Here is a 17,446-nt window from a genome sequence, read left to right as displayed (position 1 = left end):
ATTAGTTGAAAAGTCTGCAGACTTGAATAAGGTGAATTTCGAGCTCTAAAATACCCTCATTTTCACTAATAATAATCAAACTACAAAATGTGTCAAGTAATTTATATCCGTTCAGCAGAGTGAGAGAATCAGGTAGACGAGAAAAGAAAACTATAGGGTCAATGCGTGACACTAAAGTCCAGAAAATTTAATTTCAAACCAGCACTTCCTCCTTTATCATTCCAGCGCGTGACCAGTTCTTATTACCTGGTCAGTCCTCTGGATCCCAGTATCAAGTACTGGGATGACAAGAGAAATGGAATAACATTATGAAGGTGTAATTCCAGCGCGTGACGCTGGAATCCAGAAAAAAGCCAGTGTCAACTACTCATACCAATTCCCACTATATAAAGAACAGATAGACAATAATGGGAAAGAAGTGATACTAAAGTAGATAAAATAGAGAGGTATAAATGGCATTAAGGTCAAAACTATTAGACGAAAAAGTTGTAAATTTGGCGAAAGAAATGTTAAAAAAGGTCAGAAATAACGCATATGTTTCAAAAAAGTTACAAGCGGTGATAGCAGGAAAAGAAAGTAGTATAAGCGCTGTGGCAAGAATATGTAAAATTTCAAGGACTGCTTTGACTGAATGGATAAAGCATCTAAAATTTGGTAGAGTAGAAAGATTATTTTCCCCGTCTCAGCGGCGAAGAAAAAGCAAATTAAACAAAAATCAACGTGAGCAAATTGAAATATGGGTAGAAAGAAATCCAAATATTACTATTAAGGAAGTGCAAATAAAAATCTCAGAGGAATTTGGCCTAAACATTAGCAAATCAACAGTGCACCGTGAGATACAAAGGATGAAGTTTTCTTACATAACACCGAGGCCAATTCACCATAAACAAGATAAAAACAAGCAAGAAGAGTTTAAAAAATACTTCAATAAAATAGTCAATTCCCACCCTGAAAAGGAGGTATTTTTTTGATGAATCACGATTTGGAACTCATTCAAAAATCGGACACGGATGGTTTAAAAAAGGGGTCAGAACACAGGTTAAAATGAAAATTGGTAGACAAAATTTCTATATCTACAGTGCGGTAAATCCAAGAAGTGGTAAGAAAATTAGCCTACTTGCTCCATATGTAAACACTGATTGTATGAATATATTTCTGGAGCAGATGTCGAAAGATTTAGGCACGAAAGAAGCCTTTCTTGTAATGGATTGTGCAAGTTGGCATAGATCAAAAAGTTTGAAAATTCAGGAAAACATTACCATCATATACTTGCCTCCTTATTCACCGGAACTGAATCCTGTTGAAAGGTTGTGGCAATATATCAAATACAATACTTTACGCAATAGTATCTACGATACCATAGGTTTACTTGAAGATGTTTTGTGTAATTTTATTGTCAATATTTCCAGTACTACTATTAAACGAGTTTGTAATGTTTCTTATTTGTTCGGTCAGTAATGGATTTTGGTATCAAATGACAATTTAAGGTAAAACCTAAATGAATGGGGAAAACTTTGATATTCAGTCTTTGCAAAATTACACTCGTATAGAAAAGGTAATACAAATGTTTTTTATAAATAAAACCTTAAGGCATTTTTTACTGTAGATTAATCATTTGATTATAGTATCATTTTAATTAATCATAATATTTATGAAGAATACCTTATATTTCATACTATTAGTTGCTATATTTTTATTATCTAACCTGTTTGCTATAGAGCAACCTGAAGAAAATATAAATCAAGAAAACGTATCGAAAAGCGATACTGATGCTGAAAAAACTTCTCCGCTTCTGAGCGAACTAAAAGAAAGCACAGACTCAACAAATGTAGTCGAAATACCTTCCAGCGAGCCAAAAGAAAGCACAACCCAAAATGTAATCAATGAAGAAGTAGCTTCAAGTAATGAAAATATACAAACAAACCTACAGCCTGAAGAGGGGACTAATATAAAAGATACCAAAGCTCTAACAAGTCCTTTATCAGAAGAAAAAAAAGAAGAACCTGAAGAGAAGAAAATCAGTCACAATAATCAAACAAACCTACAGCCTGAAGAGGAGATTAGCAAAAAAGACACCGAACCTTCAACAAGCCAATTAACAGAGAAAAAGAAAGAAGAACAGCCTGACAATATAACACCTGTGAACAAAGAAAATGAAGAAAGCGAAAAATGGACAAAGCTAAACAAAGAAATAAAAAAAGAATGGAACCATAAAAGCAAGTCTATATATAAAAGACAATATGATAGCCTAAATGAGCACCTTCCTAAAACTATATTTACTGATGATTACAGTAAGCAATTTTTTTACTGCATCAAGAAGGGCAACTTAATTTGTCTAAGAGGAGTAATAAATAAGCTAGAAAAAATTGGATTAACAATTCAAGAAATACTAAGATTTAGAAATAAATTGGGTGATACTCCTCTAATTTATGCAGTGAAACAAGGTCAAATAGACACAGTTCGCTTTCTCTTATTACAAGGTGCTGATCCTAGAGTAGTTGATAATAATTTTAAGTCCCCTATTGACATAGCAATTGAGAAAAAGCAGATCGATATAATAAATGCAATTGCTGAAATGATGCCATACCTTTTAGAGGATAAAGAAATAAACAATGAAGAAGACTCAGAGATGTATAACTTTGCTATAAAAACAAAAGAAAGTACCTGCGATGCAAAAGATAATTAGACTTTTGATATTAATTTTAGTTGGTCATTTATGCTATGGAGATGATGCAATCAATGATTTTTTAAGTGCTCTGCACGATGTAAAATACGTATCTTACAATACAAAAGATTTTGCTAAATTTTTAGTACAGTGCAACAAAGCAGGCATACCACAAGATTTTAAGAAAGGTTTTGGTCCTAATTTAAATGGTGCTAATTTTAGTCAATTGTATTTAAGCAAATCTATTTTTGATGGAGTAAGTTTAATTGGTGCCGATTTTTCTAACACCGATTTATCAGATGTGTCTTTTATCGATGTTGATTTGCGTGGTGCTAATTTTTCCAATGCTAATTTACATGGCGTTAAAATAAAAGGCACAAATTTAAGTTTTTCAAAATTTGCTTCTACAAGTTTAACAGATATCATATTTGATCAGTCTAATATCAGTTATGCTGATTTTATCAATTCTAATCTCAACAAAGTAAGTATGCGTAATATAATTGGTTTGCATGCAAAATTCTTGAATGTAAAAATGAATTTCTCCAATTTATCACACTCAAGTGCCAGCTACATAAATTTTAGTGATAGTGAAATAAACGATACTGTTATGCAGAAGAATAATTTCGACAATGCAAGTTTCTTTGGAGTGGATGCACACAAGCTCAAGATACAATTTTCTTCACTAAAAAATGCTAACATATATGGCGCAGAAATAAAAAAATCGGATTTTACAGGTAGCAATCTTTCAAGCGCTTCTCTTAACTCTTCCATTATAGTTGATAGTAATTTCGAAAAAGCCAATTTAATCAATTCACAAATTTCCTATGTGAAAGGGAATAATTCAAACTTCATTAAATCTATACTAAATGGTTCCAAGATAAAACATGCATATGTTTTCGAAGCAGACCTTCAGGATGCTGATTTATCTAATATTGATTTTAGTTTTAGTGAATTGTATAAAGTTAATACCTATAACGCTAACATTTGTCATGGAAAGTTTCATAATACTAAAGTTGTGAATTCTGACATGAGTGGTTCGTTCTTTGATCATTCATTGTTTACCTCTGCAAAAATAGAAGATTCAGATCTTTCTAGAACTTCAATTTATAAGACAAAAATTAAAGACTCTCAAATTTATAATAGTACTCTTTCCCACCATAATATGGATTCGAGTGAGATAGAAAATTCAATATTCTTCAAATTATTAGCTGATAATTCGAGCTGGTCTAAGTCAAAAGTCACTAATTCAAACTTTATTGAAAGTGATTTCAAATCCTCCGTGTTTTATGACAATGCCTTTAGAAAGACTAGTTTTTTTCTTAGCAATTTGAGTAATTCAACAGTGAGTGATGTCTCTTTCCTCTCTTCAAGCATATATAAAAGTTCAATTGCTGATACTTATTTAACAGATTGCAAATTTGATAATTCAATTATGATTGACAATCAGGGACAGAGCAAAATTACAGGTCTAGAGAGTGCTATAACTTCAATTAAAGATCTGCAAGAGAAAATATCGCAGGGTGAAAAATTTGATGTAAATTATTCTTACTTTGAGTTTAAAGATATGAATTTAGAAAATGCTATTTTTTCTAATTCAATATTAAGCAGAGCAAAGTTTGTAAACGTTAATTTGAATAAGGCAAATCTTGAAAAAGCTGATTTACGTTATACTATTTTTGATAATTCCTCTCTTGTTGATGCCAATTTATCAAATTCTAATTTAGAAGGCTCTAGCCTTTTAAACTTTGACTCAAAAAATATAAAGTCTTAAAAAACTCTATAATGTACTTGTTAAATAAAGAAAAATGACCGTAAAAAATGAGGGCATACTACTGATTCTATCCTCTCCTTCTGGAGCTGGAAAAACTACTATATCAGAAAAATTACTTGAGCAATCAACTGATTTAGTTATGTCTATTTCTATGACTACACGCAAACCTCGTCCCGGTGAAGTAAATGGAAAAGACTATTTTTTCGTTACTGAAGAAAAGTTTCATGAACTATGTAAGGCTGGTCAAATGCTTGAATATGCTAAAGTTTTTGAGAATTTTTATGGTATACCAAAAGATTTTATAGAACAAAACCTGAGCAGTGGAATAAGCGTTTTACTGAATATAGATTGGCAAGGAGCATTCCATTTGTTTGAAATCTTAAGAGAAAAAGTTGTAAGTGTTTTTATACTTCCTCCCTCAATGGAAGAGCTTAGACTACGTTTACAAAAGCGTAATAGTGATGATGTAAGCGAAATAGAGCGGAGATTATCCGAAGCCCAAAAAGAGATAAGTAAAAGTAATAAATATGATTACGTCATAGTCAACGATGATCTTGATAAAAGCGTAGAAGAGATAAAATCAATACTAAGTAAAGAAATGCTTAAAAAATTAGAAGAAAAACCAAGTTTGAAAGATCTATAAAAATATTTGTTTATCTCTTTTAGCAGCATTCACGCTTCACAGTTTAGCCACATTTATTATTTTTTAAGATAAAATAGTTAAAATAGTAGACAAGTGCTAAAGTGGGGATTTGATTATGACAACAGATTTTCTAATAGAAACTAGTTTTCTGCCTTTTTACCTGTATTTTGACAACATCTAGCTCAATTTAAAAGTTTAATTCAATTCGTTAACGCAAAATAGCTTTTAATATTGAGGTTTTAATATGAGGATAGATCTAAGTGTGTTAGTTACTAAGGCAAACAGACTAGAATATATAAACAAAAATGAAAAACAAGAGCAAGATAAAAAAGACAAGCAATTGTATGACACTATAGAGAGAAAGGTAAAAAAAGAAAAACATAAGCATGAAAAAACAAGAAGTCGAGATGGAACACTCAAGGAATGCAAAAGGTTACTTAAGGAAGGTGCTAGCCCTGAAGTATTGATTAAATTAGAAGCATCACTTAGAGAACAGGAAAAATATTATAGATATTATATCCAGTGCTTCCTTCCAGTGCTAGGTGAAGTAGTAGAACGATCGAAAAGAATATCAAATGAAACAAAAAACCAAGTAATTTCTGAAATCACTAAAAGTTGTTTGAGTAGGTACAATGAACAAGACAGTGGCTACGGTAGCGATTTTGAAGATGAAATGAACGGAATATCAGATTCTGATAGCGATTTTGAAGATGAAGTAAACAGAATATCGGATTCTGATAATGACGTTCAATTACTAAATGCAATCCAAAATGGAAACAACAGGAAATTTAGAAAATATCTAAAAAATTGCACAAATGTCAGTGGCATAACAGATGAAAAAGGAAATAATATTTTACACCTTATTGCATCGCTCAAAAAGAAACAAAAGCTTAAGTTTCTAGATACCTTGATAAAAATAGCTAACGAGAAAAATTTAGCACAACTTGTTGATAGTGAAAATCAAGAAGGAAAGACTCCTTTTCAGGTAGCACTAATTAACAAGATAATAAAAGGGAAACATGATTCTCACACAATCCAAGATAACGATAACACATTTAAGTTTCTTACAAAATTGCTAGAGTATGGAGCCAACTCTGACAATTTAGGATTATCTACAAAAGAATTACAATACTTAAAAGAAGAGCAAAAGACATACTATTGTGATTTCTTAGAAAAATTAGCAAAGTCAGTAAAGAAACCTGAATTAAAATCAGAAATAAGAACAAAAATTAAAGAAATTATACCACATACCATAAATACTCCGGATAGTAATGATAATTATCAACTACATTTAGCAATTAAAAATAAAGATGAGAAATCCTTTAAGGAGTTATTGCAAAAAGGAGCAGATATTAGCCTGAAAGATACAGATGGTAATAATGCTTTACATCTAATAGTTTTAGAATTAAAGCAAAAACGAAAGTTTGAATTTTCAAATATAATATTAAATGTAAGTAAGGAGGAAGAAAAAGAGCATCTTAAAGCACAGTTTAAAAAAGCTATAAATGCTGAAAATACAGCAAAACAAACACCTCTTTATTATTTATTCCAGCATATAAAAGAAAAAAATGAAGATCGATCATGTACAGATAAAAAATTTGAAAAAACAAATAGATATAAAGCCTTAGAGTTATTTCTCCAAAATGGTGCTGATATTACTGCTCAAGACAAAGAGGGTAATAATATTCTGCATCACATTGCTTTACTAAAAGGAGAGCAAAAAATTGCATGTTTGGAGTTAATTTCAGACAAAGATAGATTTAGTAATGCTGTAAATACTACCAACAGGGAAAGATTAACACCTCTACATCAGTTATTCCAGTATATAAAAGAAAAGAATGAGAATCGATCATGTACAGATAAAAAATTTGAAAAAACAAATAAATATAAAGCCTTAGAGTTATTTCTCCAAAATAGTGCAGACATTACTGCTCAAGACAAAGAGGGTAATAATGCTTTGCACTATATTGCTTCGCTAAAAGGAGAACAAAAGGTTGCATGTTTGGAGTTGATTTCCAGTTTAGTAAAAGAAAAAGAAATATCTGAAGATCAGTTAGGTAAGGCTATAAAGGCCATTAACGAAGAAGGACGAACACCGCTACAAGTATCACTAACAAAAAAAGCAGAAAAAGGCAACCACCTTTCGCAAATGAAAACAATTTTTGATCTAGGGAAAAAGTACGACAATACAACAAAGTTTTGTGCAAAGCTGCTAGAAATAGGTGCTGATTCCCGTTCTCTGAAACTAAAAGATCGAGAATTTCATACTGAAAAATATTATTGCACTTTACGTAATTTAGAAAATTACTCAAAAACTCCACAAGAAGGAAAGGTAAAAGCTAAAGAACTAAGGAAAAAACTTGAAAAAAAATATAACGTTAGAACTTTTTCAAAAAAATGTCAGCATATTCTACACAAAACAGGAGATGGCCTCAAAGCTGCATGGAAATGCATTGATCCTGGCAGAAGAGCTAGCATATTGTTAGCAATTACAGTAGCAACTACTATTATTACAATGGTAACACTTTCTTGCTTCCAAGGACAAATTGCAATTGGAGCAGCGTTACCCATCATAGCTATAACAGGCATGGTCTGTCTGATAGTCACTTTGGGACTCAGCGGCATTAGGAAACATGTTAAAGAATTAACCAACGATCAGCAAACCAGTAAAGATAATCTCAAAACTGCAACACAACCTAAAAATGTTACTGAACAACAAAATTTAGCTAACAACTCAGCAGAGCAAGAAGTACAAAGATCGTCAAATCAATCGGAGCATACAGAAAGCCCAGCTACTCAAATGAGCTATGTATCAATACTACGTCAATTTATAAATAAACCAGATGGGTTGACTAATAAATTCTCTTTTCCGGGGCGATGAAATCAATCTCATCGCTCAGAGTTTTTTCAGCAACTTTTTTATAGTCAATTTCTACACTAACTTGGCTTTTCTCTTCTTTAAGCCATGCTATAGTATGCTTCATCCAGTTTTTATCATCACGTTCAGGGAAATCTTCACGAGCATGAGCACCTCTGCTTTCCTCGCGATTAGATGCGCATTCCATGGTAATAACTGCTTGTGGAATCATATTGGCAAGCTCCAGAGCTTCAACCAAATCACTATTCCATATCATACTACGATCTTCAACTGCAATGTTAGGCATCATTTTTGCTACTTCTTTTATAGCTTTTTTACCTTCCTCTAAAACTTCAGCAACACGGAATACCGATGCATATTTCTGCATAGTGTGCTGCATTTCACTTCGTATTTTTGCTACTTTGAACTCTCCAGAAGCAAATCGCATTTTATTAAATCTATCTACTATCAAGTCTGTGCAGTCTGAATGCAATTTTTTATGTGGTGTATCAGGTTTCAATTTTTCTTTTGCCCTAAGCGCGGCAGCTCTACCAAAAACCACAAGATCAAGAAGCGAGTTGGAACCTAGTCGATTTGCACCATGTACAGAAACACATGCTGCCTCTCCTATTGCAAATAATCCTTCTACCACTTCTTCTTTACCTTTTTGCAACGTGATCACTTCTCCATGATAGTTGGTTGGAATACCTCCCATGTTATAGTGAACAGTTGGAATAACAGGTATCGGATCTTTAGTAACATCAACTCCTGCAAAGGTCTTTGCTGTTTCACTAATACCTGGTAATCTGAGTTTGATCACTTCTGGATCAAGATGCGCTATATTCAAGTGCATGTAATCCTTATTCGGTCCAATTCCCCTTCCCTCTCTAATTTCAATTGTTATTGCTCGACTTACCACATCACGAGAAGCCAAATCTTTTGCCTTTGGTGCATAACGTTCCATAAACTTCTCACCCTGAGAATTAACGAGGTACCCACCTTCACCACGACATCCTTCCGTCATTAAACAACCTGAGCCATATATTCCTGTTGGATGAAATTGCACAAATTCCATATCTTCAAGTGGCAACCCAGCTCTTACCACCATGCCATTACCATCACCTGTGCAGGTGTGTGCACTTGTTGCAGAGAAATAAACACGTCCATAACCACCTGTTGCTATTACCACAGAATGTGCACGAAATCTATGCAACGTACCATCACACAGCGACCAAGCTATCACTCCACAGCATGTCCCTTTGTCCATAATCAAATCGATTACAAAATATTCAACAAAAAATTCAGCGTTAAATTTAAGACATTGCTGATATAGAGTATGAAGAATTGCATGCCCAGTTTTATCTGCTGCTGCACAAGTACGCTGAGCCGATTTTCCTTTACCAAAGTGAGTTGTCATTCCACCAAAGGCACGCTGATATATTTTTCCATCTTCCGTACGAGAAAAGGGTACACCAAAATTTTCAAGTTCAATCACAGCTTTTGCAGCATTTTTACACATATACTCTATTGCATCTTGATCGCCAAGCCAGTCTGAACCTTTTATTGTATCATATGCATGCCAGCGCCAGTCATCTTCAGCAATGTTGCTCAAAGCTGCACTAATTCCGCCTTGTGCTGCAACTGTATGACTTCGTGTAGGGAAAATTTTAGAAATGCAGGCAACTGAAAAATTAGTTGCAGCCATTCCAAGTGTTGCTCTAAGCCCCGCTCCCCCTGCACCTACTATTACCACATCATATTCATGTTCTATGATTTCGTATTCTGACTTATCCATATTCACTTATTTTATCATTACAGGCTTATAGTAGCACATAAGTAGGAAAAATCTATACTGGTTTTCCAAATGTAAGCTTCTGAAACAAACCTATAGTAAATAATGTCATAACAACCATAGGGTGTTATGAAAGTAGCTGACACTGGAATCCGACTTCTATTATACCAAACCATTTGATATGCTTATCCACAATCAAAATTCCTGGATCCCAGTGTCTGAGCACTGGGATAACACTATCATAGAGGAGTAAGTGTAGTTACTTGCATAACATTGATGACTTATGCCTATTTAATTAGATCTAAAATTAGATAGAAAAAGGTAATCTTGATAAAACTCATTTACAACAAGTTCTCTCGCACTTGAATTTTCCGTTTGCACTTTTTTGTATCCTAATTTATGGCTTATTGAATCTTTATATGCACTAACTGCTTTATATACCTTACTTACCTCTCCTGGAAAGATACCACCAACAATTATAACGCATAACCCTGCAACTGTTGCAAAAGCTAGAGTTAAACTTTGCCTCCAGTTAGCTTTTTTTTCTTGTATACCAGCAGGGCACAATTCACTTGACATTTCTTTTAGATACTCATGCCACATGTGATTGCAGTTTGTACATTTCACTTTTCTTCCAGATTCACCTATTTGCCCACGAGATACTAAGTAAGTTTTAGTACAATTATGACATTGTATTTTCATAGTGCTTGCGTATAAAATAATATAAATTTGATATCAATATGTATATAATAAATGAAAAATTTGCAACTAAAAAATTACAAGATGAGATAGAAAATATTTGGAAAGATAAAGAAAAACTTAACGACTATAATCTAAAACACGAAGCAAGATTAATAATCAAAGAGGTAATTGAGTTACTTGACAGTGGTAAAATTAGAGTAGCAGAAAAGCTATCAAGTGGAGAATGGATAGTACATAAGTGGATAAAGCAGTCAATATTATTACATTTTCTCACTGAGGAAAGCAAAATAATAGACAATACCAATTGCTGGTTTGACAAAATTGGTAGCAAGTTTAGTGAATGGAATGAGGAGAAATTTTACCAATCAAAAATTAGAGCAGTCCCTGGGTGTTTTGTCCGCCAATCTGCTTACATAGGTAAAAATGTTGTTCTAATGCCAAGCTTTATCAACGTTGGTGCATATATTGATTCTGGTACAATGATAGACACCTGGTCAACAATTGGTAGTTGTGCACAGATAGGAAAAAATTGCCATATTTCCGGGGGAGTGGGAATAGGCGGAGTTCTTGAACCTATTCAAGCTTCTCCGGTCATTATAGAGAATAACTGCTTCATTGGAGCACGAAGTGAGGTAACCGAAGGCGTCATAATAAGAGAAGGATCAGTCCTCAGTATGGGGGTGTTTATTGGAGCATCAACAAAAATTATTGATAGAGAAACGAGTAAACTATCTTACGGTGAAGTGCCACCTTATTCTGTAGTAGTGCCAGGATCCATTCCATCTAAAAATAACATTTCAACCTATTGTGCAGTTATAGTAAAAAAAGTAGACGAAAAAACGAGATCAAAGACCTCTATAAATGAAATATTGAGAGATTAAACTTATCTCACTACTTGTTATCACTTTTTTTATCATTGTTGCTAACTACAGTGATAGCATATGCACATAATTCTGAAAAAGAAATTCCGTTTTCTTGAGATAACTTGTGTAATTTTTGCAGACTTTCTTTGACTTTGTTAGGTATATTTCCTCCACGCTCCTTTGCAAGCCAGGAATCTTGATGGTGAATTGGATGAGTATCACCCTTTGGATCTCCTATGTATATTGCAAAAGGCGAATTTTGTCCTTTAAAATCACACTGTACAGTAAATTTTTTGATGGATGCAGTCATTTAAAGACCTCTACTTTTCTTTTTAATCGATTTTATAGCAGGTGGGAGAGATGGTTTTTTGATAAAATCTTGTCTATTGAGCATACTTTCTTTGCCTTCTAAAGCTCGAAGAACATCGGCTCTGCTTAGCTGTGACTCTTTCGCCATCCTCATTCCATGCTTTACCATAATATTAGCACATGCTAGTACTCTTTTGACCAATTCTAGATCACCATTCAGCATTTGAACCAACGCTTGAAACACCTCTGCTAAAGTTAATCCATCAGCACCTATAATTTTATTTTCTATAAAATTGACAACTTCTTCAAATTTATATTCAACACCATCATCTTGAGGTATAAGGGTAACATAATCCGTATCTTGACTATTCATAACCAAAGCACTATCGCTTTTAAACTTATATTATATATATAAATACTCCACTATTTTATAGTATGGCACGCTATAGTTAAACATTTATTAATAATATGCTCACTTATATACACGAATTAATTGATAAAAGACAAGGGTCAATATCAATCAGTGATTTTATGAACTCTGCTCTATATCATAAAGAGTACGGCTATTACATGAATAAATTACCACTTGGCAAAGATGGTGACTTCATTACTGCACCTGAAATTAGTCAGCTATTTGGTGAAACAATTGCAGTGTGGATAATGAATACATGGGAAAAATTAGGAAAGCCATCAAAATTTTCTCTAGTTGAACTTGGACCAGGTAAAGGAACACTCATTCATGATGTAATAAGAGTCACCAAAAAATATAGCTGTTTTTTTAGCTCAATGGACATTCATCTAGTTGAGATAAGCCCTATTTTACAGAAAACACAAAAGGGGAAATTAAAGGGATTAGATATTAACTGGCACACAGATGTCGACAACTTACCAAATCAGCCAACTATTTTTTTTGCAAATGAGTTATTTGACGCCCTTCCAATTGACCAATTTATTTATCGTGATGAGCAGTGGTATGAAAATAGAGTAATAAAACAAGATGATGGCAGTCTTTCATTGTCACTCCAGTGCTTAACCAGACCAAAAACTGGATTCCAGACTGGAATGACAGGGGGTTTCAATGGTGCAGTAGTGGAAGTATGCCTAGCCGGAATCGAAATATTAAAGAAACTTGAGAATAAGATAGTCAATAATGGAGGAGCTGCTTTGATCATAGATTATGGCTATATATATCCTTCATACAAGAGCACTTTGCAATCGATAAGGCAGCATCAGTATGCTAATTTTCTTGAAAATATTGGTAACAGTGATATTACTGCACTTGTAAACTTTCAAGCATTAAAAGATTCATTAAAATACTTAAATTGTGAGATTTTAACTCAAAGAGAATTTTTATATTTGTTTGGTATAAAGGAAAGAGCGCAAGCCTTAATGGAAAATGCAAGTAATAAACAGAAGAATGAGATCTTCAGTGAATTTTTAAGATTAACTGAAAATATGGGTACTCTCTTTAAGGTAATGCTGATTCAACATTTGTAGTCTTGTATAGTTCTTATGTTAAACATACAAATACTAAAAAATTTACAGAATAAAAAAGGTAAAAGAAACGTATCTGTTCAGCAGAGTAGCAAAATAAGATAGACAGATAAGACTATCATAGGAACAAATAGGTGTCATGAAAGTAGCTGACACTGGCATGACAACAAAAAAGTTACTCAAATGACACCCTTTTGATGCACAATTTTTGGTGCATCACGTACTGATTTTCATCCAAGACGATGTCATGCAAGTAGCTGACACTGGCATCCAGCCTTTTCGCGCAAAAAACGTTGTAAAGTGTTTACCAACTTAGTTGGATCCCAGCTGGAATGACACTTGGTTATGCAAGAAATCTATTGTCAAAAAAAATTACTTCCGCATATTTTGAATCTGATTATAATGACAATTAGAGATATTTTAAGAGCTCAAAATCTATCTTTGTCTGCAGACTTTCAGTTAACTTTTCAATAAAAAACGTAGCGTATCTTTTTCAGCGTATACACACGTCTGTCATATGTGCGCTGCATTTTTTTCTAATCTTTTTATACAGGAGGATTTTATGTCCAGAATTCCAGATACTTGACCTTTACTTTAGCTAATAACAGGCGCCTGTGATTTTTATAAAGAAAGTGTAGGAAAAACTGTTTCCAGGCATAAATTTACCATGTATACCTAAAAAGTAATTATATTAGCATAATATTCATACTTATATACCAATATTAATATTCTTTGAATTGAAGAATATTATGGAACAACAAACATCAAACAAAGATATAGGGATTAAATTTAGACAGGATCAATGTAAGCAGAAATGCTATATACCCCAGTTATGGATTATCCGAGTCAATAAAACTTAGAAATAGAGGGCTTTTTCGACTGCATGGAATACGAAATTAATGTTGAAAAAACATGTACCAAAAAATTTATGGGGGATCTATGCCGAAGCTCAAATTGCATGACACCATTTATTTTTATGGTTTTATCTATTTTATTTTGCCACTCTGCTAAACGGATACATTTAATTCCATTTTTATCGAGCAGATAATTGTCATATATTAGCTTATACCAATTCCCACTATATAAAGAACAGATAGACAATAATGGGAAAGAAGTGATACTAAAGTAGATAAAATAGAGAGGTATAAATGGCATTAAGGTCAAAACTATTAGACGAAAAAGTTGTAAATTTGGCGAAAGAAATGTTAAAAAAGGTCAGAAATAACGCATATGTTTCAAAAAAGTTACAAGCGGTGATAGCAGGAAAAGAAAGTAGTATAAGCGCTGTGGCAAGAATATGTAAAATTTCAAGGACTGCTTTGACTGAATGGATAAAGCATCTAAAATTTGGTAGAGTAGAAAGATTATTTTCCCCGTCTCAGCGGCGAAGAAAAAGCAAATTAAACAAAAATCAACGTGAGCAAATTGAAATATGGGTAGAAAGAAATCCAAATATTACTATTAAGGAAGTGCAAATAAAAATCTCAGAGGAATTTGGCCTAAACATTAGCAAATCAACAGTGCACCGTGAGATACAAAGGATGAAGTTTTCTTACATAACACCGAGGCCAATTCACCATAAACAAGATAAAAACAAGCAAGAAGAGTTTAAAAAATACTTCAATAAAATAGTCAATTCCCACCCTGAAAAGGAGGTATTTTTTTGATGAATCACGATTTGGAACTCATTCAAAAATCGGACACGGATGGTTTAAAAAAGGGGTCAGAACACAGGTTAAAATGAAAATTGGTAGACAAAATTTCTATATCTACAGTGCGGTAAATCCAAGAAGTGGTAAGAAAATTAGCCTACTTGCTCCATATGTAAACACTGATTGTATGAATATATTTCTGGAGCAGATGTCGAAAGATTTAGGCACGAAAGAAGCCTTTCTTGTAATGGATTGTGCAAGTTGGCATAGATCAAAAAGTTTGAAAATTCAGGAAAACATTACCATCATATACTTGCCTCCTTATTCACCGGAACTGAATCCTGTTGAAAGGTTGTGGCAATATATCAAATACAATACTTTACGCAATAGTATCTACGATACCATAGGTTTACTTGAAGATGTTTTGTGTAATTTTATTGTCAATATTTCCAGTACTACTATTAAACGAGTTTGTAATGTTTCTTATTTGTTCGGTCAGTAATGGATTTTGGTATTACAATTTCTACATGGCCTTTTTTAGCTGCAAGTAGCAGAGGAGTTCTGTTGCATCTAGTGACGGCATTAACGTTTACCTTAAGCTCCAATAAGAACTTAACTGCTTTAGTATCACCATTATAGCTAGCTTTATGTAACCTGGTGTTACCGCTACAATCTTGGTCATCTGCTTCTATTCCCTTTGAAACAAGAAATATTACCATTTGCCTATTATTATTCTTAATAGCGCAATCCAGTGCATCAAAACCATGTTTGTTTTTTGTGCAAATAAACTCTTTTAACCTAGCTTTTGCTTGCTTTACAATAAGCTTTACCAGTTTCATTTTGTTGTTATATGCTGCTAGAAAAAGCGTAGTATTATTTTCTGCATCTTTTGCTTCTATGTTTGCACCTTTCTTTATCAGATATTCTATAATCTCTGCTCTACTTTCATAATGTGTAGTACATTGATAAATGGTCAAAAATAAAGGAGTACGAAAGTTGTTATCTTCACATTCAAGATTTGCTCCGCTATCAATTAAAATCTGGACGCTCTTTTTAGAACCGTATAATGAAGCCATGTGAAGAGGAGTATAGCCTTCCTCAGCATCTTTTTCATTAATTTTTGCGCCTTTTGTTATTAAAAAATCCATTAATTCTGTGTCATCTTGTAGTGTAGCAAGGTGAAGTGGAGTAAATCCATTTTTATCTCTAGAATTAATTGTCATACCAAAATCCATTACTGACCGAACAAATAAGAAACATTACAAACTCGTTTAATAGTAGTACTGGAAATATTGACAATAAAATTACACAAAACATCTTCAAGTAAACCTATGGTATCGTAGATACTATTGCGTAAAGTATTGTATTTGATATATTGCCACAACCTTTCAACAGGATTCAGTTCCGGTGAATAAGGAGGCAAGTATATGATGGTAATGTTTTCCTGAATTTTCAAACTTTTTGATCTATGCCAACTTGCACAATCCATTACAAGAAAGGCTTCTTTCGTGCCTAAATCTTTCGACATCTGCTCCAGAAATATATTCATACAATCAGTGTTTACATATGGAGCAAGTAGGCTAATTTTCTTACCACTTCTTGGATTTACCGCACTGTAGATATAGAAATTTTGTCTACCAATTTTCATTTTAACCTGTGTTCTGACCCCTTTTTTAAACCATCCGTGTCCGATTTTTGAATGAGTTCCAAATCGTGATTCATCAAAAAAATACCTCCTTTTCAGGGTGGGAATTGACTATTTTATTGAAGTATTTTTTAAACTCTTCTTGCTTGTTTTTATCTTGTTTATGGTGAATTGGCCTCGGTGTTATGTAAGAGCCTGTTCATAATCTTTTCAGAAGCAAAGCAGCGAAAGCAAGAACGACCATTTGCAGGCTAGTGTTGAGTTTCCGCTCGCAATTTTTCCACAATCGCCTACATTTTTGCAACCAAGCAAAAGATCTCTCAACAACCCATCTTTTCGGCAATACGACAAAGGTGTGTAATTCGTTTCGCTTTATTACTTCAACGGTAGCGCCAATAGTTGCTTTTATTTGTGTTGCAAAATTTTCTCCTGTGTAGCCAGCATCAACTAGTATATTTTTAACTTCAGATAGGTTTTCTTTAGCATTTTTAACCATTCTCACAGCGCTACTACGATCAGTTATTTCTGCCGTTGTTATATAAATTGCGTGGGGTAAACCTTGTGTATCTACCGCAATATGGCGTTTTATTCCTGAAACCTTTTTGCCTGCATCATAGCCTTTTTCTTCAGCAGTATCTGCATTTTTTACGCTTTGTGCATCAATTATGCAGAAGCTGGTTTTTTCTTTCCGACCATTGTTTTGTCGGACCACGCCAACTATTTTTTTTTAATACCAGCTCCAGAACACTTTCTTTATTTGCATCTGCTTTTTCACTCCACTTCTTAAAATAGTCGTAACAATTCCGCCATTTTGGAAACTCTTTTGGTAACATTCTCCACTGGCAGCCACTTTTTAAGACGTATAACACTCCACAAAATACATGATATAAATCAAGTGTTCTTGGCTTTGTCCTCTTCCTGCAAGACTCCAGATCTGCTACAATAATCTCAAACTTTTCTCGACTTATATCACTTGGATATAAACTTCGCATATCCTACTTTATATACTTTATCCTCTCATTCTATCCCTTTTTTGAGATCACGTACAGGCTC

13 protein-coding genes and 3 pseudogenes are annotated in these 17,446 nt (G+C 33.5%); 8 read left to right on the top strand and 8 right to left on the bottom strand.

From position 1 onward, the window contains the following. The first annotated feature begins 452 nt into the window (after positions 1–452). From ABWU24_RS02435 to ABWU24_RS02415, 5 genes are all read left to right on the top strand, one after another. Positions 453–1,458 (top strand): IS630 family transposase gene (locus ABWU24_RS02435; RefSeq protein ID WP_353274215.1). Its coding sequence is split into 2 segments (ribosomal slippage): positions 453–962 and positions 964–1,458, totalling 1,005 coding nucleotides; the frame shifts between segments, so codons are not numbered across the junction. A 193-nt stretch (positions 1,459–1,651) separates the two neighbouring features. Next, positions 1,652–2,686 carry an ankyrin repeat domain-containing protein gene (locus ABWU24_RS02430; RefSeq protein ID WP_341815433.1) on the top strand — a complete coding sequence of 345 codons (1,035 nt, stop codon included), beginning with the start codon at positions 1,652–1,654 and terminating at the stop codon, positions 2,684–2,686. Further along, positions 2,670–4,436 carry a pentapeptide repeat-containing protein gene (locus tag ABWU24_RS02425; protein ID WP_341815432.1) on the top strand — a complete coding sequence of 589 codons (1,767 nt, stop codon included), beginning with the start codon at positions 2,670–2,672 and terminating at the stop codon, positions 4,434–4,436. The genes ABWU24_RS02430 and ABWU24_RS02425 overlap by 17 nt, the downstream gene beginning before the upstream one ends. Positions 4,437–4,470: 34 nt before the next feature. Next, on the top strand, positions 4,471–5,079 hold the full coding sequence (gmk, locus tag ABWU24_RS02420) for a guanylate kinase (RefSeq protein WP_015587833.1): 609 nt from the start codon (positions 4,471–4,473) through the stop codon (positions 5,077–5,079). A 244-nt stretch (positions 5,080–5,323) separates the two neighbouring features. Continuing rightward, a complete protein-coding gene (locus tag ABWU24_RS02415) occupies positions 5,324–7,960 on the top strand; it encodes an ankyrin repeat domain-containing protein (protein WP_341815431.1) in 2,637 nt (878 codons plus the stop codon). Here ABWU24_RS02415 and sdhA read toward each other — a convergent pair. Together sdhA and ABWU24_RS02400 are read right to left on the bottom strand one after the other, a co-directional pair. Then, a complete protein-coding gene (gene sdhA, locus ABWU24_RS02410) occupies positions 7,932–9,731 on the bottom strand; it encodes a succinate dehydrogenase flavoprotein subunit (RefSeq protein WP_015587831.1) in 1,800 nt (599 codons plus the stop codon). The genes ABWU24_RS02415 and sdhA overlap by 29 nt on opposite strands. 288 nt (positions 9,732–10,019) lie before the next feature. Continuing rightward, positions 10,020–10,430, bottom strand: a complete 411-nt coding sequence (locus ABWU24_RS02400) for a zinc-ribbon domain-containing protein (RefSeq protein ID WP_015587830.1) — start codon at positions 10,428–10,430, stop codon at positions 10,020–10,022. Between the two features lie 38 nt (positions 10,431–10,468). On the opposite strand from ABWU24_RS02400, the gene dapD reads away from it, so the two are divergent. Next, positions 10,469–11,311 (top strand): 2,3,4,5-tetrahydropyridine-2,6-dicarboxylate N-succinyltransferase, encoded by an 843-nt coding sequence (gene dapD, locus ABWU24_RS02395; protein WP_015587829.1) that lies wholly within the window; start codon positions 10,469–10,471, stop codon positions 11,309–11,311. A gap of 10 nt (positions 11,312–11,321) precedes the next feature. On the opposite strand, the gene ABWU24_RS02390 is transcribed toward dapD, so the two are convergent. Both ABWU24_RS02390 and ABWU24_RS02385 read right to left on the bottom strand, forming a co-directional pair. After that, the gene (locus tag ABWU24_RS02390; protein WP_108784050.1) at positions 11,322–11,603 is read right to left on the bottom strand and encodes a DUF2610 domain-containing protein; all 282 of its coding nucleotides are present in this window, start codon (positions 11,601–11,603) and stop codon (positions 11,322–11,324) included. Then, positions 11,604–11,975, bottom strand: a complete 372-nt coding sequence (locus ABWU24_RS02385) for a hypothetical protein (protein WP_015587827.1) — start codon at positions 11,973–11,975, stop codon at positions 11,604–11,606. Between the two features lie 95 nt (positions 11,976–12,070). Here ABWU24_RS02385 and ABWU24_RS02380 point away from each other — a divergent pair, with 95 nt between their 5' ends. After that, positions 12,071–13,099, top strand: coding sequence for a class I SAM-dependent methyltransferase (locus ABWU24_RS02380; RefSeq protein WP_341815429.1), 1,029 nt, complete (start codon positions 12,071–12,073; stop codon positions 13,097–13,099). 843 nt (positions 13,100–13,942) lie between these two features. Here the strand turns inward: ABWU24_RS02380 and ABWU24_RS07815 are convergent. Beyond that, positions 13,943–14,041 (bottom strand): annotated as a pseudogene (locus ABWU24_RS07815) (IS982 family transposase); the annotation flags it as partial. 203 nt (positions 14,042–14,244) lie between these two features. Between ABWU24_RS07815 and ABWU24_RS02370 the strand changes: the two are divergent. After that, positions 14,245–15,250 (top strand): IS630 family transposase gene (locus ABWU24_RS02370; protein WP_353274215.1). Its coding sequence is split into 2 segments (ribosomal slippage): positions 14,245–14,754 and positions 14,756–15,250, totalling 1,005 coding nucleotides; the frame shifts between segments, so codons are not numbered across the junction. 13 nt (positions 15,251–15,263) lie between these two features. Here ABWU24_RS02370 and ABWU24_RS02365 read toward each other — a convergent pair. From ABWU24_RS02365 to ABWU24_RS02355, 3 genes and pseudogenes are all read right to left on the bottom strand, one after another. Further along, a pseudogene (locus tag ABWU24_RS02365) lies at positions 15,264–15,971 on the bottom strand (ankyrin repeat domain-containing protein); the annotation flags it as partial. 11 nt (positions 15,972–15,982) lie between these two features. Then, a pseudogene (locus ABWU24_RS02360) lies at positions 15,983–16,586 on the bottom strand (IS630 family transposase); the annotation flags it as partial. A gap of 6 nt (positions 16,587–16,592) precedes the next feature. Next, positions 16,593–17,385, bottom strand: a protein-coding gene (locus tag ABWU24_RS02355) for an IS5 family transposase (RefSeq protein ID WP_341815401.1) whose coding sequence is annotated in 2 segments (ribosomal slippage) — positions 16,593–17,120 and positions 17,122–17,385 — 792 coding nt in all. Because the reading frame shifts where the segments join, the coding sequence is not laid out codon by codon here. Between the last annotated feature and the right edge of the window lie 61 nt (positions 17,386–17,446).

Origin of the sequence: Wolbachia endosymbiont (group B) of Hofmannophila pseudospretella (assembly GCF_964028515.1) — a bacterium.
GTDB lineage: Bacteria > Pseudomonadota > Alphaproteobacteria > Rickettsiales > Anaplasmataceae > Wolbachia.
This window is presented reverse-complemented; position numbering and strand designations above follow the sequence as displayed.